This window comes from Pseudomonas sp. CP4, assembly GCF_047758505.1.
Taxonomy (GTDB): domain Bacteria; phylum Pseudomonadota; class Gammaproteobacteria; order Pseudomonadales; family Pseudomonadaceae; genus Aquipseudomonas; species Aquipseudomonas fluorescens_AO.
In genome coordinates this window covers 1,114,172-1,136,020 of sequence record NZ_CP180489.1, presented here as the reverse complement: position 1 = coordinate 1,136,020, position 21,849 = coordinate 1,114,172, and the positions used below count along the sequence as shown (strand labels likewise).

The following is a 21,849-nucleotide window of genomic DNA, read 5'->3' as shown; positions in this document are numbered from 1 at the left end:
AATCCCCACATTGGAGACCCCATGAAAAACATCATCGGCATCTACACCAGCCCGCGCGGCCATTGGGTCGGCGATGGGTTCCCGGTACGCACGCTGTTTTCCTACGACAACCTGGGCAAGCACATCAGCCCGTTTCTGCTGCTCGATCACGCCGGTCCCGCCGAATTCACCCCGACCACCGAGCAGCGTGGCGTCGGCCAGCACCCGCATCGTGGTTTCGAAACCGTGACCATTGTTTACGACGGCGAAGTGCAGCATCGTGATTCCACTGGCAGTGGCGGCACCATCGGCCCGGGTGACGTGCAGTGGATGACCGCAGCGTCCGGGATCCTCCACGAGGAATTTCACTCGGAAAACTTCGCCAGAACGGGCGGCAAGCTGGAAATGGTCCAGTTATGGGTCAACCTGCCGGCCAAGGATAAAATGGCTGCGCCGGGTTACCAGACCATTCTCGACCGCGACATTCCGAGCATCGCGCTCAACGACAACGCTGGCAGCCTGCGGCTGATCGCCGGTGAATTCGACGGACACACCGGACCGTCGCGGACGTTCACGCCGATCGACGTCTGGAATCTGCGCCTCAATGCCGGCAAGCTGCTGACGCTCGATCTGCACGAAGGACGCAACACCGCACTGGTGGTATTGAAAGGCTCGGTGCAGGTCAACGGCGCGGAATCGGTTGGGGTAGGGCAGTTGGCGCTGTTCGAGCGCGACGGTGATCAACTCACTCTCAAGGCCAGCGAGGACGCGGTGGTGTTGCTGCTCAGCGGCGAGCCGATCGACGAGCCGATCGTCGGCCATGGCCCGTTCGTGATGAACACCGAGCAGGAAATCCACCAGGCTTTTGCCGACTTCCAGTCCGGACGCTTTGGCCGGATGCACGCCTGACGCTGAGCTTTACTGGCAACTGAAACGCCCCTGTGGGAGCGAGCCTGCTCGCGAATGCTCTGATCAGTCCAAGCGGTAGTGACTGCCAGGACGCCTTCGCGAGCAGGCGCGCTCCCACAGGTTTTTCAGCGTTTTCGAGACGCTGTTCATCCGCCGAAATCAATTGCTCCTACACTGTGCCAATCTGTGCGATCTTCTCGCGATTGGCCCTTGTCGGAGTTGTTTGATGCTGTCTCTGCTGACCGAACATCCGTTGTTTTGCGCGTTGATCCTGATTCTGCTCGATCTGGGCCTGTGGCGGCTGATCAGCTCTCGCGGCAGCGAATGGAAACTGCTGGTGCGGGTGCTGATTTTTGCCCTGTTCAGCATTGTTCTGTTCAACGAAGGCCTCAACCCGATGGAGCCGGCGCCGTGGGCTGACAACGTGCCGCTGCATCTGGCGGCGACCGGGTTGCAGATCGGTTGGTGGCTGTTTGGCGCGCGCACCCTGACGGTGTTGATCGGCGCGGTGATGATGCAACGGGTCGGCCACACCGGCCGACTGTTGCAGGACTTGCTGGGGGCAGTGATCTTCCTCATCGCGATCATTGCAGCGCTGGCGTACGTGCTCGACCTGCCAGTCAAAGGTGTGCTGGCGACGTCCGGCGCGTTGGCGATCATTGTCGGTCTGGCCCTGCAGAGCACGTTGAGCGACGTGTTCTCCGGCATCGTCCTCAACACCACCAAACCCTATCAACTCGATGACTGGATCTCCATCGACGGCACCGAGGGCCGCGTTACCGATATCGACTGGCGCGCCACGCGCCTGCAAACCAGCCAGGGCAGCATGGCCGTGATTCCCAACTCGCTGGCGGCGAAAGCCAAAATCATCAATTTCAGTCGCCCGAGCAATATGTTCGGGGTTTCGGTCAGCGTTCCCGTCAGCCCCCATGCCCGGCCCAGCTCGGTGATCGAGGCGCTGGAGCGGGCGATGCAAGGCTGCCGGCAATTGCTCGACACACCGGCGCCGAGCGTGTCGCTGAAAAGTTCTGCCAGCGGCGGCGCGGAATATGAAATCAGCGGATTTGTTGCCTCGATGGGTGAGAAGCGCGTGGTGCGCAATCAGTTGTTCGACCTCGCTTACCGGCATTTGCAGGCCTCAGGGGTCAATCTGCTGTCGAGCAACGAGACCAGCGCCGTGCCGCAGTTGTCGCGGCCACGGTCGCTGCTGGAAAGCTCACCGATCTTCTCGACGCTGCGCGAGGAAGAGAAAGACACTTTCAGCCAGAACATGACCCTGCAAACCTTTCGCGCCGGCGAGACGATCCTGGCAGGCGGGGAGGTCAGCGATCATTTGTTCATCATTGAATCCGGCGTGGTTTCGGTGACGCTAAAGCGCCACGGTGCGCCGCTGGAATCGGGACGCATGGGGCCGGGCGAGGTGATCGGCGAGGCCGGCATTCTCTCGGACACCGCGTTGCCGGCGGATTTTTCCGCGAAGACTTTCTGCGCGCTGTATCGCATCGAGAAGTCCTACCTGAAACCGTGCCTGGACGCGCGCCATGACATTCACGATGCGATGCAGGCATTGCTCGATTTCCGCCTGCACAAGGCGCAGTCGCTGACCGAGGAAACGCCCGTGATCGCGCCGAAAAGAGGCTTCCTGCAGTGGCTGCGTAATCGCGTCTGAGCTATTGCGTTGTCATTCGATGCAACCTGCGCAGCGCTCTCAGGGTCACAATTTTCATTCCCACCGGGCAGGAGTTGCGGACAATGAAAAACCTGCGGATCGCCACCTTCAACGTCAATGGCATGCGTGCACGGCTGCCAAATCTGCTGGAATGGCTCAAGCGCGAGCAACCGGACATCGTCTGCCTGCAAGAGCTCAAATCAGTCGACAGTGCATTTCCCGCCGCCGAACTGGAAGCCGCCGGTTACGGCGCGATCTGGCAGGGCCAGGCGTCATGGAATGGCGTGGCGATTCTGGCGCGCGATGCGCAGCCGCTGGAGAGCCGACGCGGTTTGCCCGGCGATCCCGATGACACCCACAGTCGCTATATCGAGGCGGCGGTGCATGGCGTGCTGGTCGGTTGCCTGTATCTGCCCAACGGCAACCCGCAGCCGGGGCCGAAATTCGATTACAAACTGGCCTGGTTCGAACGCCTGATCAATTACGCAAAAGACTTGCAGAGCAGCGATCACCCGGTGGTACTCGCCGGTGATTTCAATGTCGTGCCCACCGACATGGATATCTACAACACGCGCTCATGGCTCAAGGACGCCTTGCTGCAACCCGAAAGCCGCGAGTGCTACCAGCGACTGCTGGATCAGGGCTGGACCGACTCCCTGCGCCACGTGTATCCCGAAGAACGCCTTTACACCTTCTGGGATTACTTCCGCAATCATTGGCAAACCAACTCCGGCCTGCGCATCGACCATTTGCTGCTCAACCCGGCATTGAGCCCGTATCTGCACGACGCCGGCGTCGACGCTTGGGTGCGCAACGAACCGCATGCCAGTGACCATGCGCCGACATGGATTCGCATCGGCTCGCGGAAGAAGCGCTGACCGGATGATTGGCGAAATCAATTGTCGAAAGCCGTGCCTGATCCCGTATACAGGGCAACATCGGCGCAGTGTTCTGCGACCCCATGCATAAGGATCGAGCAATGAGTGCACCACGGCTGACCAATACCAATCTGTACCTGCAACGCCTGGGTTTCGACACAGCGCCGCCGCCGACGCTGGATACGTTGCGTCAATTGCAGTTGCGCCACACAGGCGTCTTTCCGTTTGAGAATCTGGCGACCATCACCGGGGCACCGGTATTGATCGATCTGCCATCCATTGAAGAGAAAACCCTGCTTGGCGGTCGCGGCGGCTATTGCTACGAACTCAACCACCTGTTCTTCGCACTGTTGCTGGAATTGGGCTTCGACGCGCGGGCAATCAGCGGGCGCGTGGTGATGAATCAACCGGAAGGCAGCTGGACAGCGCGAACTCATCGTTTGAGCCTGGTCACCATCGACGGCGTGCGCTACATCGCCGACGTCGGCTTCGGCGGCATGGTGCCGACCGCACCGCTGTTGCTCGACAGTGAAGATGAGCAACCCACCCCGCACGAACCCTATTGCATCGAAAAGCTGATCGACGGCTACCTGCTGCGCGCCAAAGTCGTCGCGGGCGAGTGGCGGCCGATGTATCTGTTCGATTTGCAGCGCCAGGAACACATCGACTACACCGTTGGTAACTGGTACGTCTCGACGCATCCCGACTCACCCTTTGCCCAGCGCCTGATGGTCGCGCGCACTGGCGACGGCTGGCGCAAAACTCTGAACAACGGCAGTTTTGCCATTCATTACATGGGCGCGGACAGTGAGCGGCGCGAGGTGGCGGACGTCGACGAGCTGATGAAATTGCTACGGCGTGAGTTTGACCTTCAGGTGCCTGATTCTCCGCGTGTGCGGCAAGCGCTGGCTCGGGTAATCGCACCAGCCTCCATCTAAGGCTTTACGTCAGGCTCCAATACGCGACGAATCTCGCCGATGGCCGCCGACAGCTTTCGCTCGAGACTCTTGAGATCGGTGGCGGTGATGCCTTTCTTGAATTGCCCCGACAGGCCCGAATCGTCAGAGCGGTCCAGCTGACGTGCGCCATCAAGCAAAGCATGGCGAAGGGTGTTGTTGATCACAGTCTGGTAGCCAAAGCCCTCGGCTTCTGCGGCCGTACGCGCCGCTTCGATCACCGCGTCGTCAAGCATGATGGTGATGCGGGTCTTGCCCTTGTTCGGCGCTACTGCGCCGCGTTTACCTGCGGAAAAGTCATATTCGTCTTTCATCGGTCAAGCCTCCTGAAAATACGCGCGCCGTTCGCTGGGTGTGGCGAGACGTGCGGAAATGATTCGAACAACATTGGCTTCGCGGTAGCTGTAAGCAACGGCAAGCACACGACCTTTGGCATCGAGGCCGAGGGTAATCCAGCGTTGCTCGTCATGGTCGTTGTCCTCAAGTGTCAGTGCGCGTTCGTCATGGAAAACCGGTTCGGCTTCGGCGAGGCTGATGCCTTTGTGCTTGAGTTTGTTGGCTGCGTTTTTGCTTTTGTCGTACTGAATCTTGAATGACTTCATTATGCATACTTTATATGTATAAAAAAGAGCGCGACTGTACCGTCGGTCGCCGTGAACACTTCAGCCTAGTGGGCACTGGTGCGGACGCAGCGGGGATATTGTTGCCGGGTTTGTTGGGGCAAGAAGTGCAGGCTAGAAGGTTGGATGGCTACCTAACCATTATGTGACCGATAAGTTGTATACAACTCTATGGACATTTGTCCTGAGTATTGAATACAGTGTGCGCATAACAAAAACCAGGGAACCCCCCACCATGAAAACGCCCCATGTTTCACACCAACGGCCCGAGGACGAAAACCTCGGGGTCGGCGCGAATATGGCTTACGGCCTGCAACATGTTCTGACCATGTACGGCGGTATCGTTGCGGTGCCACTGATCATTGGCCAGGCGGCCGGTCTGTCGCCGGCGGACATTGGTCTGTTGATTGCTGCTTCATTGTTTGCGGGGGGGCTGGCGACACTGCTGCAAACCCTGGGTCTGCCGTTTTTTGGCTGTCAGCTGCCGCTGGTTCAGGGCGTATCGTTCTCCGGCGTAGCGACCATGGTCGCGATCGTCAGCAGCGGCGGGGAGGGCGGTTTCCAATCGGTGCTGGGTGCGGTGATTGCCGCCTCGTTGATCGGCTTGCTGATCACGCCGGTGTTTTCACGCATCACCAAGTTCTTTCCGCCGCTGGTCACCGGCATTGTGATCACCACCATCGGCCTGACGCTGATGCCGGTGGCCGCACGCTGGGCGATGGGCGGCAACAGCCATGCGCCGGACTTCGGCAGCATGCAGAACATCGGTCTGGCGGCGGTCACGCTGGTGCTGGTGTTGCTGCTGAGCAAGGTTGGCAGTTCGACCATTTCGCGGTTGTCGATTCTGCTGGCCATGGTCATCGGCACGGTGCTGGCAGTGTTCCTCGGCATGGCGGATTTCTCCAGCGTCACCACCGGCCCCATGTTCGGCTTCCCGACACCGTTCCACTTCGGCATGCCGACCTTCCATTTCGCCGCGATTCTGTCGATGTGCATTGTGGTCATGGTGACCCTGGTGGAGACCTCGGCGGACATCCTCGCCGTCGGTGAGATCATCGGCACCAAGGTCGACTCCAAGCGCTTGGGCAACGGCCTGCGCGCCGACATGCTGTCGAGCATGTTTGCGCCGATCTTCGGTTCGTTTACGCAAAGTGCTTTCGCGCAGAACGTCGGTCTGGTGGCGGTGACCGGGATCAAGAGCCGTTTCGTGGTCGCCACCGGCGGCGTGTTCCTGGTGATCCTCGGCCTGTTGCCGTTCATGGGCCGGGTGATTGCAGCGGTGCCGACGTCGGTACTTGGCGGCGCCGGGATCGTGCTGTTCGGCACCGTGGCGGCCAGCGGCATTCGCACCTTGTCGAAGGTGGACTATCGCAACAACGTCAATCTGATCATCGTTGCCACCTCGATCGGTTTCGGCATGATCCCGATCGCCGCGCCGAACTTCTACGATCATTTCCCGAGCTGGTTCGCGACGATTTTCCATTCGGGCATCAGTTCATCAGCGATCATGGCGATCCTGCTCAACCTGGCCTTCAACCACTTCACGACCGGCAACTCGGATCAGCAGTCGGTGTTCGCCGCTGCGGAAGAGCGCACCCTGCGCTACCGCGATCTGGCCGCGCTGCGTGAAGGCGACTACTTCAGCGACGGCAAGCTGCATGATTGCGATGGCAAGGAAGTGCCGGTGATCGAGCCGGATGACCACGACCATGGGCACGGCGCGCCGAAGGTGCAAGTGAAAAGCAGCGAACATGTCTGACCGCCACTGCTGAAACAGAAAAGGCCGCTCTGCCCACGCAGATCGGCCTCTTAATATTTTTCGAGCACCCACAAAAAAGCCCCTGAACCTTGCGATTCAGGGGCTTTGCTATTTGGCTCCACAACCTGGACTCGAACCAGGGACCCAGTGATTAACAGTCACTTGCTCTACCAACTGAGCTATTGCGGAATTGGTGCGTATGTTACTGATTCAGAAAGAGAAGTCAAGCGCGGGTTGGTAACTTTTACGATTCGTCAGGACGGACGGCATTTTGTCGGCGATTGGCGGTTACCAGAAAGGCCTCAGAGGTCTACCATGGCAGCCCGGAAGTGGTCACACGCGCTGCCGGCCATTCGCCGCAAAGGTACGCGCCATGACTCAAATCACCCGTAACACCGAGTTGCTCGCATGAGCACTGCACAGATCAGCCTGCCCAAAGGCATCGGCCCGCACGCCGAAAAACTCTTCGATGCAATCACTGGGGCAAGCACCGCCGAAGAATTGAACCGCGCTGGCGGCAAGGCCGAAGGTTTCGTCCTTGGTCTTGAAAGCAGCAAGGCCATCAAGAGCCAGGTCGCCGAATCGCTGTATGTGATTTACGACGATGCTGCCACTCAACGCTCGGCCGAGCTGACTTAACTGCCGAAGGTGATCGTGCCGAGCATGAGCTTGGCATAGGCTGCCGTCGCTGCCAGTTGCACCAGCCACAGGGCCAGGCCACCGAGGAATACTCCGGTGGCGACTTGCAGCACCAGGCTCTTTTCACGCTTGACCGGAGCGCGCGGGATGAAATCATCCAGATCGTCACGGTCAGCGCGCAGGTTGTCGTTTTTCATGTGGGTTCTCGCAAGGTTCCGGGTTCGGCTCATGTCCTGTGGGAGCGAGCCTGCTCGCGAAAGCGTCTTGTCAGCTGACATAACATCAACTGGTCGACCGCATTCGCGAGCAGGCTCGCTCCCACAGATTTGAATTGTGTGCAGTCTAGAGGTTGCAAGGCGTTTCCAGAGACAAATAAAAACGGGAAGCCCAAAAGGCTTCCCGTTTTTCATCACGCGGCGAAATCAGATGACCTGAACGATCGCGTCCGTCACAGCCTTGATGTTGCTCTGGTTCAGCGCAGCCACGCAGATGCGGCCGGTGTCCAGGGCGTAAATGCCGAACTCGTTGCGCAGGCGGTGCACCTGTTCGGTGGTCAGGCCAGAGTAGGAGAACATGCCGCGCTGACGACCGACGAAGCTGAAATCGCGGCCCGGCGCTTTCTCCGCCAGCAGGGCAACCATCTGCTCGCGCATGCCGCGAATGCGCAGGCGCATTTCGGCCAGCTCGGCTTCCCACTGCGCGCGCAGTTCCGGGCTGTTCAGCACCGCAGCAACAATGCTGGCGCCGTGGGTCGGTGGGTTGGAGTAGTTGGTGCGGATCACGCGTTTGACCTGCGACAGCACGCGCGCGCTTTCTTCTTTCGATTCGCTGATGATCGACAGCGCGCCAACGCGCTCGCCGTACAGCGAGAACGACTTGGAGAACGAGCTCGAGACGAAGAAGGTCAGGCCGGATTCAGCGAACAGGCGCACAGCGGCGGCGTCTTCATCGATGCCGTTGCCGAAGCCCTGATAGGCCATGTCGAGGAACGGCACGTGACCTTTGGCCTTGACCACTTCCAGTACCTTGTTCCAGTCCGCCGGGGTCAGGTCGACGCCGGTCGGGTTGTGGCAGCAAGCGTGCAGGACAACGATCGAGCCGTTTGGCAGGGCGTTGAGGTCGTCAAGCATGCCGGCACGGTTCACGTCATGGGTGGCAGCGTCGTAGTAACGGTAGTTCTGCACCGGGAAACCAGCGGTCTCGAACAGCGCGCGGTGGTTTTCCCAGCTCGGGTCGCTGATCGCCACGACGGCGTTCGGCAGCAGTTGCTTGAGGAAGTCGGCGCCGATTTTCAGTGCGCCAGTGCCGCCGACGGCCTGAGTGGTGATGACGCGACCGGCGCTGATCAGCGGCGAGTCGTTGCCGAACAGCAGCTTCTGCACAGCCTGGTCGTAGGCAGCGATGCCATCGATTGGCAGGTAACCGCGCGAAGCGTGTTGCGCGACGCGAATCGTCTCGGCTTCGATCACTGCGCGCAGCAGTGGAATTCGCCCCTCTTCGTTGCAGTAGACGCCCACACCCAGGTTGACCTTGGTGGTCCGGGTATCGGCGTTGAATGCTTCGTTGAGACCCAGGATTGGATCGCGGGGTGCCATTTCGACAGCGGAGAACAGGCTCATTATTACGGCGGCTCTGAATGGAGAGTGGAGGGACGTGTAGCGCTCCAGCCGAATGCACTAGAGCGGTGCACAAACGGGGAGCTAGTATAGAGGCCATCACCGCGCAATGGCGACAGGCGAATCGGCTTTTGCGGTAAGTTTTTCCGATTATTTCTTGACCGTTAGTCGATTGACTTTGTCAGAGTCTTTACCAGATGTAGGACGTTTGCCTTGAAAGCCCGGGCAATCGCCACCACATTAAGCACAATCCAGATTTTTCTTGCGCGACATCGGTCGTTTGCGGTCGTCCTCGCGGTGCTCCGTCTGACTCGGAAATGCCGCGATTCCAGAGGTGTGTATGTCGGAATTCCAGCTAGTCACCCGCTTCGAGCCCGCCGGCGATCAGCCGGAAGCCATTCGCCAGTTGGTAGAAGGCATTGAAGCCGGGCTGGCGCACCAGACACTGCTCGGTGTGACCGGCTCGGGCAAGACTTTCAGCATCGCCAACGTCATCTCCCAGGTACAGCGTCCGACGCTGGTGCTGGCGCCGAACAAGACCCTGGCCGCGCAGTTGTACGGGGAGTTCAAGGCGTTCTTCCCGAACAACGCCGTGGAATATTTCGTTTCCTACTACGACTACTACCAGCCCGAAGCGTATGTGCCGTCGTCCGACACCTTCATCGAGAAGGACGCGTCGATCAACGACCACATCGAGCAGATGCGCCTGTCCGCAACCAAAGCGTTGCTCGAGCGCAAGGATGCGATCATCGTCACCACGGTGTCGTGCATCTACGGTCTGGGCAGTCCTGAAACCTATCTGAAAATGGTCTTGCACGTGGATCGCGGCGACAAGCTCGATCAGCGCGCGCTGCTGCGGCGCTTGGCGGACTTGCAGTACACCCGCAACGACATGGATTTCGCCCGGGCAACGTTCCGCGTGCGCGGCGACGTGATCGATATCTTCCCGGCGGAATCGGATCTGGAAGCGATTCGTATCGAGCTGTTCGATGACGAGGTCGAGAGCATTTCCGCCTTCGATCCGCTGACCGGCGAAGTCATCCGCAAGATGCCGCGCTTCACCTTCTATCCGAAGAGCCACTACGTGACGCCTAGGGAAACCCTGCTCGACGCCATCGAAGGCATCAAGGTCGAATTGCAGGAGCGCCTCGAATACCTGCGCAGCAACAACAAACTGGTGGAAGCCCAGCGTCTGGAACAGCGCACCCGTTTCGATCTGGAGATGATCCTCGAACTGGGTTACTGCAACGGCATCGAAAACTACTCACGTTACCTGTCCGGGCGTCCATCCGGCGCGGCGCCACCCACGCTTTACGACTACTTGCCCGCCGACGCGCTGTTGGTCATCGACGAATCCCACGTCAGCGTGCCGCAGGTCGGTGCGATGTATAAGGGCGACCGTTCGCGCAAGGAAACCCTGGTCGAGTACGGCTTCCGCCTGCCTTCGGCGCTGGATAACCGGCCCATGCGTTTCGACGAGTGGGAAGGGGTCAGCCCGCAGACCATTTTCGTCTCGGCGACGCCCGGCAACTATGAAGCCGAGCACGCCGGGCGCGTGGTCGAACAAGTAGTGCGGCCGACCGGTCTGGTCGACCCACAGGTTGAAGTGCGGCCGGCGCTGACCCAGGTCGATGACTTGCTCTCGGAAATCACCAAACGCGTGGCGATAGAAGAGCGGGTGCTGGTCACCACGCTGACCAAGCGCATGGCCGAAGACCTGACCGATTACCTCGCCGACCACGGCGTGCGCGTGCGTTACCTGCACTCGGACATTGACACCGTCGAGCGCGTCGAGATCATCCGCGACTTGCGCCTCGGCGTGTTCGATGTGCTGGTCGGGATCAACCTGCTGCGTGAAGGCCTCGATATGCCGGAAGTGTCACTTGTGGCGATTCTCGACGCCGACAAGGAAGGCTTCCTGCGCTCCGAGCGCTCGCTGATCCAGACCATCGGTCGCGCTGCGCGTAACCTCAATGGCCGGGCGATTCTCTACGCCGATCGCATGACCGGTTCGATGGAGCGGGCGATTGGCGAGACCGAGCGCCGTCGCGAGAAACAGATCGCTTTCAACCTTGAGAACGGCATCACCCCGAAAGGCGTGATCAAGGATGTTGCCGACATCATGGAAGGCGCCACCGTGCCGGGTTCGCGCAGCAAGAAGCGCAAAGGCATGGCCAAGGCCGCCGAAGAGAACGCCAAGTACGAAGCCGAGTTGCGCTCGCCCAGCGAAATCACCAAACGCATCCGCGCGCTGGAAGAGAAGATGTACCAACTGGCGCGGGATCTGGAATTCGAAGCAGCGGCGCAGATGCGCGATGAGATTGCCAAGCTGCGCGAGCGATTGCTTACGGTATAAGGGATCGTTCCCTGTGGGAGCGAGCCTGCTCGCGAATGGCCTTCACACAATCGGAAGGCCTTAGGGTATCTGGCTTAAATACCCTGCCCGCTGGAGCGGGGCGGGTGTCGCCTGTTACCATTCGCCGCTTGATTGTTCTGCTCTTCATTTTTTCGAGACAAGCCATGACCACCGTCCGCACTCGCATCGCGCCATCGCCTACCGGGGACCCCCACGTAGGTACCGCTTACATCGCATTGTTCAACTACTGCTTTGCCAAGCAGCATGGCGGTGAGTTCATCCTGCGCATCGAAGACACCGATCAGTTGCGTTCGACCCGCGAGTCCGAACAGCAGATCTTCGACGCCCTGCGCTGGCTCGGCATCGACTGGAGCGAAGGCCCGGACGTCGGCGGCCCGCACGGCCCATACCGGCAGAGCGAGCGCGGCGATATCTATCAGAAGTACTGCCAGCAACTGGTCGACATGGGCCATGCGTTCCCGTGCTTCTGCACCGCTGAAGAACTCGATCAGATGCGCGCCGAGCAAATGGCTCGCGGCGAAACCCCGCGCTATGACGGCCGTGCACTGCTGCTGTCGAAGGAAGAAGTCGCGGCGCGCCTGGCTGCTGGCGAACCGCACGTGATCCGCATGAAGGTGCCGAGCGAAGGCGTCTGCGTGGTGCCGGACATGTTGCGTGGCGACGTCGAGATCCCGTGGGATCGCATGGACATGCAAGTGCTGATGAAGACCGACGGCCTGCCGACGTACTTCCTCGCCAACGTGGTCGACGATCACCTGATGGGCATCACCCACGTGCTGCGTGGCGAAGAATGGCTGCCATCGGCACCGAAACTGATTCTGCTGTACGAATACTTCGGCTGGGAACAACCGGAGTTGTGCTACATGCCGCTGCTGCGTAACCCGGACAAGAGCAAGCTGTCCAAGCGCAAGAACCCGACCTCGGTGACGTTCTACGAGCGTATGGGCTTCATGCCGGAAGCGATGCTCAACTACCTCGGGCGCATGGGCTGGTCGATGCCGGACGAGCGCGAGAAGTTCTCGCTGCAGGAAATGGTCGACAATTTTGACCTCAAGCGGGTGTCCCTCGGCGGGCCGATCTTCGACATCGAGAAGCTGTCGTGGCTCAACGGCCAGTGGCTGCGCGATCTGCCGGTGGAAGAGTTTGCCGCCCGCGTGCAGAAGTGGGCGTTCAATTCCGAATACATGATGAAGATCGCGCCGCACGTGCAGGGCCGGGTTGAAACCTTCAGCCAGGTCGCACCGCTGGCGGGGTTCTTCTTTGCCGGCGGCGTGAGTCCGGATGCCAAGCTGTTCGAGTCGAAAAAACTCTCCGGCGATCAGGTTCGTCAGTTGATGCAGTTGATCCTGTGGAAGCTGGAAAGCCTGCGTCAGTGGGAGAAGGACAGCATCACCGCGACGATCCAGGCGGTAGTCGAATCCCTCGAATTGAAACTGCGCGACGCGATGCCGCTGATGTTTGCTGCCATCACCGGGCAGGCGAGTTCGGTGTCGGTGCTCGATGCGATGGAAATCCTCGGCCCGGACCTGACCCGTTTCCGCTTGCGACAGGCGATTGACCTGCTGGGTGGCGTGTCGAAGAAAGAAAACAAAGAGTGGGAAAAGCTCTTGGGCGCCATCGCCTGATTGCTTTTGCTTCTTTGCAGGACTGCCGAAGGCTGCGATCTTTTGATCCTGCCTTCGGCGTTTCTCCCGAATTTACGGGGGAGGGCGGTAAGTGATTGTTATCCCGGCAAAAAATTTTGAAATTTTTCAAAAATAAGTTTGACAGGCTTTCGATACGCCCTTAAGATTCGCCCCGTCCTCAGCGATGAGGGGCTATAGCTCAGCTGGGAGAGCGCTTGCATGGCATGCAAGAGGTCGACGGTTCGATCCCGTCTAGCTCCACCAATTTACACTTCGAGGTCTGGCCACACCGGCCTTGAAGCGATCAACACTCAGCGTTGATCAGTTGTATAGAAGGGTTTGCGTCCCCTTCGTCTAGTGGCCTAGGACACCGCCCTTTCACGGCGGTAACAGGGGTTCGAGTCCCCTAGGGGACGCCAGTTTTACAGAAGTGATGTTGCAAGAGATCACTCCGCCGCGAGGCGAAAAATCCGGGGCTATAGCTCAGCTGGGAGAGCGCCTGCATGGCATGCAGGAGGTCAGCGGTTCGATCCCGCTTAGCTCCACCAATTTTACAGTTCAAGGTCTGGCCACACCGGCCTTGAATCGATCAGCTCTCAGCACTGATCAGTTGTATAGAAGGGTTTGTGTCCCCTTCGTCTAGTGGCCTAGGACACCGCCCTTTCACGGCGGTAACAGGGGTTCGAGTCCCCTAGGGGACGCCACGATTACCCGCTCTGCGGGATTTTATAAGGGTCATTCAATTATTGAATGGCCCTTTTGTTTGTCTGGCGTTTGGCCAATTCTCTATTTTCCTTACACTGTGCTTCAGACCAGCGGTCATATTCATGACTTGCGGAATATTATTATGCGAATAATATTCTAGTCGTAATATTCGGAGGCAACGATGAACGATAAAAAAGCTCAAACCCGCGAACGCATCCTCAAGGCTGCCAGCGCCGCACTGATCCAGCGCGGCCCTGCAGATCCGAGCGTGGGCGAAGTGATGGGCGCAGCCGGCCTGACCGTCGGCGGCTTCTACGCACACTTCGAAAGCAAGGACGCGATGATGCTCGAAGCGTTCAAGCAACTGCTGGGCCGCCGTCGCGACTTAATTGCCGACATGGATGCCGATCTGACCGGCGAAGAGCGTCGCGCCTTGGTGGCTGCGTTTTACCTGTCGCGCAAACACCGTGATTCCAGCGACGCGGCGTGCCCGATTCCGGCTTCGATTGGTGAGTTGGGGCGTTTGCCGGAATCGTTCCGCATCGCGCTGAACGAGCATCTGGAGCTGATGGTCGCGCAACTGGCGGCCAGCCCGGAAGACACCGACAAGGCTCTGGCCGACGTCGCGCTGATGGTGGGCGGTCTGGCGCTGGCAAGAGCGCTGGGCCCGGGAGAGTTATCCGATCGACTGCTGCGCGCTGCCAAGTCGGCGGTGCGTTGACCTGAAGGCAGCAAGCCTGAGGAGAGAGCGATGAACGCGTTGAAGTGGGTTCGTGGCGTTAACGGTACCTTGGGCTGGTTTGCACCGAAACTGGTGGCGAGCAAAATGCGCCTGGCGTTCATGACGCCCCGCGCGCTACCGCTGCGGGATTGGGAACTGCCGCTGTTGGCCAGCTCCGAACGCATCACGTTGCGCTTCGGCCTGTCGGCGCTGCGCTGGGGCCAAGGCCCTACGGTGCTGCTGATGCATGGTTGGGAAGGGCGGCCAACGCAATTCGCTTCGCTGATCAATGCGCTGGTCGATGCCGGTTATACAGTCGTCGCACTCGACGGCCCGGCCCATGGTCGCTCCCCTGGGCGCGAAGCCAATGTGGTGCTGTTCGCTCGCGCCATGCTTGAAGCCGCTGCCGAATTGCCGCCGCTGCAAGCGGTTATCGGCCATTCCATGGGCGGCGCCAGCGCGATGCTCGCCGTGCAATTGGGCCTGCGCACCGAAACCCTGGTCAGCATCGCCGCACCGTCGCGCATTCTCGGTGTACTGCGCGGATTCGCGCGCATGGTCGGCATGCCGCCGCGCGCGCGCTCGGCGTTCATTCGTCAAGTCGAGCAGGACGTCGGCATGCGCGCCGCGACGCTTGACGTGGCCCACTATCAACTGGATATGCCCGGCCTGATCGTGCATGCCGAGGACGACAATTTCGTCTCGGTAAAGGAATCGCAATTGATTCACGAAGCCTGGTTCGACAGTCGCCTGCTGCGCCTGGAAAGCGGCGGCCATCAACGCGTGCTGGCCGACCCTCGAGTGATTGATGGTGTGTTATCACTGCTTGCCGGTCGCAGCCTTCAGGCGCGCCAATCGGCCTGAGCTCCGTTACACTGCCCCGGTTGAAAACTTTGACCGGGAGTGGGGCATGGGCTGGGATCGGGCAACGCCGTTTACCATTGATCTGCAAGTAGGCGCCGAAGACATCGACGGGCTCGGGCACGCCAACAACGCGGTGTACGTGACCTGGCTCGAGCGCTGCGCCTGGCGCCACTCGCAGCGCCTCGGCCTGGACCTGGTCGAGTATCGGCGGCTGGATCGGGCGATGGCTGTCGTCCGCCACGAAATCGATTACCTGGCCGCCGCCTATGAAGGTGATGAACTGCAACTGGCGACCTGGATCGTCGACTGGGATCAGCGCCTGAAAATGACCCGGCATTTCCAACTCAAACGCCCCAGCGACAACGCCACCCTGTTGCGCGCGCAGACCACATTTGTTTGCATCGAACTGTCGACCGGCAAGCCGAAGCGCATGCCCGCTGAATTTATCGAAGGCTATGGCCCGGCGATCCATATTGCAGAGGCGATGTAAATCTCACCCGTGGGAGCGAGCCTGCTCGCGAAAGCGTCAGGTCAGTCACGCATGCATGAGCTGACAGACCGTCTTCGCGAGCAGGCTCGCTTCCACAGAGATATGTGTTGTCCTGCGGTTTTCTGCGATATCCAGTAAACTGCCGCACGTTTTTCTCCAAGTAGTGTTTCCCCATGCAAATTGCTCTGGCGCCCATGGAAGGGTTGGTCGACGACATCCTGCGCGACGTGCTGACCCGCGTTGGCGGCATTGATTGGTGCGTGACCGAATTCATTCGGGTCAACGACCAGTTGCTCACCCCGGCTTACTTCCACAAATTCGGCCCCGAGCTGCTCAACGGTGCTCGCACCGCGTCCGGTGTGCCGCTGCGCGTGCAATTGCTCGGTTCCGATCCGGTGTGCCTGGCGGAAAACGCCGCGCTGGCCTGCGAGCTTGGCTCGGAAGTGATCGATCTGAACTTCGGCTGCCCGGCCAAGACCGTCAACAAATCCCGCGGCGGTGCCGTGCTGCTCAAGGAACCGGAACTGCTCAACCAGATCGTCGAGCACGTCCGTCGCGCCGTACCGGCGCACATCCCGGTCACGGCAAAAATGCGTCTGGGTTTCGACAGCCCTGACGGCTCGCTGGTCTGCGCCACGGCGCTGGCCGAAGGCGGGGCAGAGCACATCGTCGTGCATGCGCGGACGAAAATGGACGGCTACAAACCGCCTGCTCATTGGGAGTGGATCCCGCGTGTGCAGGACGTGGTCAAGGTGCCGGTGTTTGCCAACGGGGACATCTGGAGCGTCGAAGACTGGCGTCGGTGCCGCGAAATCAGCGGTGTCGAAGACATCATGCTCGGTCGGGGTCTGGTCTCCCGCCCGGATCTCGCTCGGCAGATCGCTGCGGCGCGTGCTGGCGAAGAGGTCGTCGAGATGACCTGGGCCGAGCTGATGCCGCTGATTCAGGACTTTTGGCTGCAGGCCAAGGCGCAAATGACCGCGCGCCAATCGCCCGGTCGCCTCAAGCAATGGCTGGCCATGCTGACGCGCAACTACCCGCAAGCCGTCGAGCTTTTCACCGTTCTGCGCCGCGAAACCGAGCCGGATCAGGTCTCGCGTTTGCTCGGATTGCCGCTCGTCGAGGCCGCATAAAAAATCTCAAAATAATCTCTTGAAATCAAAACAGCGGTCCCTATCTAAGGGTTACGCGATGCCGAATTCGGGTCGCGGAGACACAAAACCTTGCTGATTGTTTTCAGGAGATTTGAATCATGAGTACTGCATTTTCTCTCGCGCCACTGTTCCGTTCCTCGGTAGGTTTCGACCGTTTCAACGACCTGTTCGAAACCGCCCTGCGCAACGAGCCAGGCAGCAGCTACCCACCTTACAACGTCGAAAAACACGGTGATGACCAATACCGTATCGTCGTTGCGGCCGCCGGTTTCCAGGAAGAAGACCTGGACCTGCAAGTCGAGAAGGGTGTGCTGACCATCAGTGGCGGCAAGCGTGACACTGACGAGAGCGTCACGTTCTTGCATCAAGGCATCGCCCAGCGAGCCTTCAAGCTGTCGTTCCGTCTGGCCGATCACATCGAGATCAAGGACGCTGCCCTGCGCAACGGCCTGCTGAGCATTGACCTGCTCCGTGTGATCCCGGAAGAAGCGAAAGCCAAGCGCATCCCGATCAATGGAGCGCAGCAGCCCGTTCTGCAATAACCCAGGGCAACAAAAAAGGGCGCCAGCGATGGCGCCCTTTTTTGCGTCCGCTATTCGAGCAGTTTCTTCAGATCCTCCAGCGCCACCGGCCGGCTGTGCAAATAGCCCTGATACAAATGGCAGTCCAACCCCTGCAAAAACGCCAACTGCTCCGGCGTCTCCACGCCTTCGGCAATGACTTCCAGCTCGAGGCTGCGGGCCATCGCGACAATTGCGCGAATGATCTCAGCGACATTGGAGTCGGTGGTCGCATCGCGGATAAACGACTGGTCGATTTTCAGCGTGTCGACCGGCAGCCGTTTCAGGTACGTCAGTGATGAATAACCGGTGCCGAAATCGTCCATGGCGAAACTCACGCCGAGCTTTTTCAAGCGGCGCATTTTGCTGATGGTGTCGTCCAGATTCTGAATGACGATGCCTTCGGTAATCTCCAGTTTCAGCAGCGAGCAGGGCAGGCCGTGGCTGGTCATGCTGTGTTCGATGCGTTCGACGAAATCGTTCTGGCGGAACTGCCGCGGGCTGATGTTCACGCACAGGCTGAAGTTGTGCGGGTCGACCAGTTTCAGCGCGATCAGTTGTTTGAAGGCGTTGCAGGCTTCATCGAGGATCCACGTGCCGACTTCGAGGATCAGACCGCTGTCTTCCAGCACTTTGATGAATTCAGTAGGCGATTGCGCGCCGAGTTCGGGATGGTTCCAGCGCACCAGGGCTTCGGCGCCAATGATGCGGTTGTCGCGGGCATCGACTTGCGGCTGAAAGTGCACGTTGAACTCGCCGCGTGATAGCGCCAGGCGCAGATCGGTCTCCATGCGCAAGCGTTCGCTGGCCGCTTTCTGCATGGTGTTGTGATACATCTGCGTGGTGTTGCGCCCGGAATCCTTGGCGCGGTACAGGGCGATGTCGGCGCGTTTGAGCAGGTCGGTCGGCGTCGAGCCATGATCGGGAATCAATGCAACGCCAATGCTCGGCGTCACTTGCAGGCGCTGGCCATCGAGGAACATCGGCTCCGAAAGCAATTCGCGAATGGTGTCGGCCAGGGCACGTACTTGCTCGCTGACCTCACTGCGCGAACCTTCGAGGCCGCTGAGCAATACCACGAATTCATCGCCACCGAGGCGCGCCACCGTGTCTTCCATGCGCACGCTGGCTTCGAGCCGCGCGGTGATGATTTTCAGCACGGTGTCGCCGACCGGGTGGCCGAGGGAATCGTTGATGTGCTTGAAGTGATCGAGGTCGAGAAACAGCAAGGCGCCGCGCAGATTGTGGCGCTTGAGCAGGGCGATCTGCTGACTCAGGCGATCCATCAGCAGCGCGCGGTTGGGCAGGTTGGTCAGCGGGTCGTGGTAGGCCAAGTGACGAATCTGCGCTTCGGCGTTCTTCAACAGGCTGACGTCGCGCGCGGTCAGCAGCAGGCACGCGGTTTCATTGAGGGTGATTGGCTCGACCGAGACTTCCACGGTGAGCAATTCGCCGCGCTTGTTGCGCCCGAGCATTTCCTGATGATGCACGCGGCCCTTGATCTGCAATTCGGCGAGTAAGGTCGAGCGCTGTTTCTCTTCGGCCCAGATCCCCACCTGATAAACGGTTTTGCCCACTACTTCGTCAGCGCGGTAGCCGGTGAGGCGACAGAAGCCATCGTTGACCTCCAGATAACGCCCGGTGTCGCGCTCGGTGATGGTGATGGCGTCGGGGCTGGAGTGAAACGCCTTGGCGAATTTTTCTTCGCTGGCCTTAAGCGCCGCTTCCGAGCGCTGTTGCTGGGTGATGTCGCGCAGGGTGGTGACGATGCACGGCTGATCGCCGACGCTGATCTGCCGGCTGGAAATCACGCAGGTCAGCGACTGGCCGTCCTTGTGCTGGACGAGAATGGCCACGTTACTCAGGCCTTGTTCGCGAATCACCCGTTCGATGCGTTGCAGGCTTTTCGCCGAGGCGTCCCACAGGCCGATTTCCTCGGCGGTGTGGCCGATCACATCGGCGGCGCTCCAGCCAAAGGTTTGGCTGAAGCTCGAATTGATCTCGATGAACTCCCCGGTTTCCTGGCGCGTCACGCAGATCGGATCGGGGCTGACCTGGAACAGCGTGGCGAATTTTTCTTCCGATGCCACCAGCCGCTGCTCCCGCTCGACCTGATCGGTGATGTCCAGCAGCGTGCCGGCCATGCGCAGCGGCGCGCCGTTGTCGTCGCGGTACAGGCGGGCGCGGCTTTCCAGATAGCGCGAGCTGCCGTCGGGCAATTGCACGCGATAGGTCAGTTGATAATTGCCGGCGGGGCCCTCGCGCAGGCTGCGGTAGGCGTCGCGCATAGTGTCGCGCTCCTCGCCCGGCACGCCTTCGAAAAACTCCTCGAATGATTCATGGAATGGAATCGGCTCCAGCCCGTGCAATTGCGCAGCGCGCGCCGAGCCGTAAAGCATGCCGCTGGGGATGTGCCAGTCCCAGGTGCCAAGTTGTGCTGAATCCAGCGCCAGGTCGAGGCGTTCCTGGCTGTCCTTCAAGGCCAGTTCGGCGGCTTTGCGTTCGGTGGTGTCGAGGAACGTGCTGAGCAGATAGGGCTGGCCCTCGAGCTCGACTTTCTGCGCGCTGAGGATGCCGTCGTGGACTTGGCCGTTGCTGGCGCGGAACTGCACTTCCATGCTGATCAGTTCGCCCTTGGCCTTGGTTTTTTTCACCAGTTCGGCACGTTGCTCGGGATGCACCCACAAGCCCAGTTCCAGGGTGGTGCGGCCGATCGCGCTTTGCACCGGCCAGCCGAACAGGCTTTCGAAATACTGATTGGCCTCGCTGATCAGGCCGTCCTCCTGACGGGTCAGCAGCACCATGTTCGGGCACAGGTGGAAAAGTGTAGCGAAACGTTTCTCCGAGCTGCTCAGGGCCTGCTCGCGCTGGCGTTGGTGGGTGATTTCGCGAATCACCCCGATCATTCGGGGCCGACCGTTCTTGTCCGGCAACAGGCTGCCGCTGATCTCCAGCCAGTGCAGGCTGCCGTCGGGCCAGCGAATGCGGTGATGCATCGCCTGCTCCAGCGGGGCGCCGGCGATCACTGCGTGGAACGCGCGCACGGTTTTCGCGCGGTCTTCCGGCGGCAGCAGGTCGAGGTATTCCAGGTCGGCGGGCAACGGCTGCCGTGGATCGAAACCGAACAACGCCTGGGTGCCCCGCGACCAGCTGATCTGGCCGCGCTCGATGTCCCAATACCAGGCACCGAGACGCGCGCCGTTGAGTGCAGCGAGCAGTTGCGGCGCGCTTTCCCAGCTCTGCTCGGAATGGCGCGGATCGACGGCCTGGATTCGCGGCATCGGCGGAGTTCGGTCAACGGATTTCGGCATTGTCAGCGGGCCTTGAGCTGAGTGGCGTTAGGCACAGGAGCGGCTCTATAGAAGTAGCACAAGTCAGGCCGGGATCCCTGGCCGATCGATTTGTGCATCCAGCAGGGCCATGAAGGCTCTAGCTGCATTCGATAGCGTCCGTTCGGTGTGCAAGATATAGCCTAGCTGGCGAGTGAGCTGTATGCCCGGCAATGCGATGCTTGCCACTTGTTCGTCGAGCATGGTGCGCGGCAGCACGCTCCAGGCCAGGCCAATGGAGACCATCATCTTGATGGTTTCCAGATAGTTGGTGCTCATGGCGATGTTCGGCGTGAGGCCTTGGGCTTCGAACAAACGCTGGACGATATGATGAGTAAAGGTGTTGCCGCCGGGGAAAACCGCCGGATGACCGGCAATGTCCGCCAGACTGACGACGCCGTTATTGATCAGCGAGTGCTCCGGGGCGACGACGAAATCCAGCGGGTCGTCCCATACCGGCGTGGCTTTGACCAAGGTGTGTGGCTCTGGCGCGAGGGTGATGACCGCCAGTTCGGCGCGGCCGTGGAGAATTTCCTCGTAGGCCACTTCCGAATCAAGGAACTGAATATCCAGCGCAACCTGTGGGTAGCGGCGGGTGAACTCCCTCAATAGAGGCGGCAAGCGGTGCAGGCCGATGTGGTGACTGGTGGCCAGCGTCAGGCGACCGCTGACCTCACCGGTCAGGTTGGTCAGGGCGCGGCGGGTGTCGTCGAGCACATTGAGAATCTGATAAGCCCGTGGCAGCAGGGCACGACCGGCCTCGGTCAGGCCTACTTCGCGACCCAGTCGGTCGAACAGCCGCACCTTCAATTGCTGCTCAAGCCCGGCGATGCGCTTGCTGATCGCCGGTTGGGTCAGATGAAGGCGTTCGCCAGCGCCGGAAAAACTGCCGGTCTCGGCGATGGCAATAAAAGCGTTGAGGTTAGCCAAGTCCATGTCGCATTCCAGTTGGTTATCCAAAGCATAAAAAATATGAATTTGAGTTATTTAATCTAACCC

The 21,849-nt window shown here is 60.1% G+C and carries 19 protein-coding genes and 5 tRNA genes; 17 read left to right on the top strand and 7 right to left on the bottom strand.

Going from position 1 to position 21,849, the window contains the following annotated elements; all coding sequences use genetic code 11:
* The first annotated feature begins 21 nt into the window (after positions 1–21).
* The 4 genes from ACMYUN_RS05050 (at position 22) to ACMYUN_RS05035 (ending at position 4,373) form a co-directional block, all read left to right on the top strand.
* Positions 22–888 carry a pirin family protein gene (locus ACMYUN_RS05050; RefSeq protein WP_415763127.1) on the top strand — a complete coding sequence of 289 codons (867 nt, stop codon included), beginning with the start codon at positions 22–24 and terminating at the stop codon, positions 886–888.
* Positions 889–1,114: 226 nt separating this feature from the next.
* The gene (locus tag ACMYUN_RS05045; protein WP_415763126.1) at positions 1,115–2,557 is read left to right on the top strand and encodes a mechanosensitive ion channel domain-containing protein; all 1,443 of its coding nucleotides are present in this window, start codon (positions 1,115–1,117) and stop codon (positions 2,555–2,557) included.
* Positions 2,558–2,640: 83 nt separating this feature from the next.
* Positions 2,641–3,435 (top strand): exodeoxyribonuclease III, encoded by a 795-nt coding sequence (gene xth / locus ACMYUN_RS05040; RefSeq protein ID WP_130887377.1) that lies wholly within the window; start codon positions 2,641–2,643, stop codon positions 3,433–3,435.
* Positions 3,436–3,536: 101 nt separating this feature from the next.
* Entirely contained in the window at positions 3,537–4,373 is an 837-nt protein-coding gene (locus ACMYUN_RS05035) for an arylamine N-acetyltransferase family protein (RefSeq protein ID WP_415763125.1), read from the top strand.
* On the opposite strand, the gene ACMYUN_RS05030 is transcribed toward ACMYUN_RS05035, so the two are convergent.
* A complete protein-coding gene (locus tag ACMYUN_RS05030; protein ID WP_129999138.1) occupies positions 4,370–4,705 on the bottom strand; it encodes a BrnA antitoxin family protein in 336 nt (111 codons plus the stop codon). The genes ACMYUN_RS05035 and ACMYUN_RS05030 overlap by 4 nt on opposite strands.
* Positions 4,706–4,708: 3 nt before the next feature.
* On the bottom strand, positions 4,709–4,993 hold the full coding sequence (locus ACMYUN_RS05025) for a BrnT family toxin (RefSeq protein WP_041478522.1): 285 nt from the start codon (positions 4,991–4,993) through the stop codon (positions 4,709–4,711).
* Between the two features lie 253 nt (positions 4,994–5,246).
* On the opposite strand from ACMYUN_RS05025, the gene ACMYUN_RS05020 reads away from it, so the two are divergent.
* Complete coding sequence (locus ACMYUN_RS05020) at positions 5,247–6,770, top strand: nucleobase:cation symporter-2 family protein (RefSeq protein ID WP_415763124.1); 1,524 nt, start codon at positions 5,247–5,249, stop codon at positions 6,768–6,770.
* Between the two features lie 113 nt (positions 6,771–6,883).
* Here the strand turns inward: ACMYUN_RS05020 and ACMYUN_RS05015 are convergent.
* A tRNA-Asn gene (locus tag ACMYUN_RS05015) sits at positions 6,884–6,959 on the bottom strand.
* A 219-nt stretch (positions 6,960–7,178) separates the two neighbouring features.
* Here ACMYUN_RS05015 and ACMYUN_RS05010 point away from each other — a divergent pair.
* The gene (locus ACMYUN_RS05010) at positions 7,179–7,409 is read left to right on the top strand and encodes a hypothetical protein (RefSeq protein ID WP_039762028.1); all 231 of its coding nucleotides are present in this window, start codon (positions 7,179–7,181) and stop codon (positions 7,407–7,409) included.
* On the opposite strand, the gene ACMYUN_RS05005 is transcribed toward ACMYUN_RS05010, so the two are convergent.
* Positions 7,406–7,606 (bottom strand): hypothetical protein, encoded by a 201-nt coding sequence (locus ACMYUN_RS05005; protein WP_415763123.1) that lies wholly within the window; start codon positions 7,604–7,606, stop codon positions 7,406–7,408. The two genes, ACMYUN_RS05010 and ACMYUN_RS05005, sit on opposite strands and share 4 nt — an antisense overlap.
* Before the next feature lie 225 nt (positions 7,607–7,831).
* Positions 7,832–9,028: an amino acid aminotransferase gene (locus ACMYUN_RS05000; protein WP_415763122.1), complete on the bottom strand. Its 1,197-nt coding sequence runs from the start codon at positions 9,026–9,028 to the stop codon at positions 7,832–7,834.
* A gap of 337 nt (positions 9,029–9,365) precedes the next feature.
* On the opposite strand from ACMYUN_RS05000, the gene uvrB reads away from it, so the two are divergent.
* From uvrB to ACMYUN_RS04945, 11 genes are all read left to right on the top strand, one after another.
* Entirely contained in the window at positions 9,366–11,381 is a 2,016-nt protein-coding gene (uvrB, locus tag ACMYUN_RS04995; protein WP_039762031.1) for an excinuclease ABC subunit UvrB, read from the top strand.
* Between the two features lie 164 nt (positions 11,382–11,545).
* Positions 11,546–13,027 carry a glutamate--tRNA ligase gene (gltX, locus tag ACMYUN_RS04990; RefSeq protein WP_110598731.1) on the top strand — a complete coding sequence of 494 codons (1,482 nt, stop codon included), beginning with the start codon at positions 11,546–11,548 and terminating at the stop codon, positions 13,025–13,027.
* Between the two features lie 188 nt (positions 13,028–13,215).
* Positions 13,216–13,291, top strand: a tRNA-Ala gene (locus ACMYUN_RS04985).
* A 79-nt stretch (positions 13,292–13,370) separates the two neighbouring features.
* Positions 13,371–13,446: transfer RNA gene (locus ACMYUN_RS04980), tRNA-Glu, on the top strand.
* Positions 13,447–13,499: 53 nt separating this feature from the next.
* Positions 13,500–13,575 (top strand) — tRNA-Ala (locus ACMYUN_RS04975).
* Positions 13,576–13,655: 80 nt separating this feature from the next.
* Positions 13,656–13,731, top strand: a tRNA-Glu gene (locus ACMYUN_RS04970).
* A gap of 182 nt (positions 13,732–13,913) precedes the next feature.
* Complete coding sequence (locus ACMYUN_RS04965) at positions 13,914–14,453, top strand: TetR/AcrR family transcriptional regulator (RefSeq protein ID WP_039762033.1); 540 nt, start codon at positions 13,914–13,916, stop codon at positions 14,451–14,453.
* 30 nt (positions 14,454–14,483) lie between these two features.
* Entirely contained in the window at positions 14,484–15,317 is an 834-nt protein-coding gene (locus tag ACMYUN_RS04960; protein WP_016773922.1) for an alpha/beta fold hydrolase, read from the top strand.
* 46 nt (positions 15,318–15,363) lie between these two features.
* Positions 15,364–15,807 (top strand): acyl-CoA thioesterase, encoded by a 444-nt coding sequence (locus ACMYUN_RS04955; protein ID WP_129999133.1) that lies wholly within the window; start codon positions 15,364–15,366, stop codon positions 15,805–15,807.
* Between the two features lie 173 nt (positions 15,808–15,980).
* Positions 15,981–16,940, top strand: coding sequence for a tRNA dihydrouridine synthase (locus ACMYUN_RS04950; protein WP_039762034.1), 960 nt, complete (start codon positions 15,981–15,983; stop codon positions 16,938–16,940).
* A gap of 119 nt (positions 16,941–17,059) precedes the next feature.
* Positions 17,060–17,503, top strand: a complete 444-nt coding sequence (locus tag ACMYUN_RS04945; RefSeq protein ID WP_039762036.1) for an Hsp20 family protein — start codon at positions 17,060–17,062, stop codon at positions 17,501–17,503.
* A gap of 50 nt (positions 17,504–17,553) precedes the next feature.
* Here ACMYUN_RS04945 and ACMYUN_RS04940 read toward each other — a convergent pair whose 3' ends face one another.
* Together ACMYUN_RS04940 and ACMYUN_RS04935 are read right to left on the bottom strand one after the other, a co-directional pair.
* Positions 17,554–20,832, bottom strand: a complete 3,279-nt coding sequence (locus ACMYUN_RS04940; protein WP_415763121.1) for a PAS domain S-box protein — start codon at positions 20,830–20,832, stop codon at positions 17,554–17,556.
* A 63-nt stretch (positions 20,833–20,895) separates the two neighbouring features.
* Positions 20,896–21,786, bottom strand: coding sequence for a LysR family transcriptional regulator (locus ACMYUN_RS04935; protein WP_039762039.1), 891 nt, complete (start codon positions 21,784–21,786; stop codon positions 20,896–20,898).
* Positions 21,787–21,849: the final 63 nt, after the last annotated feature.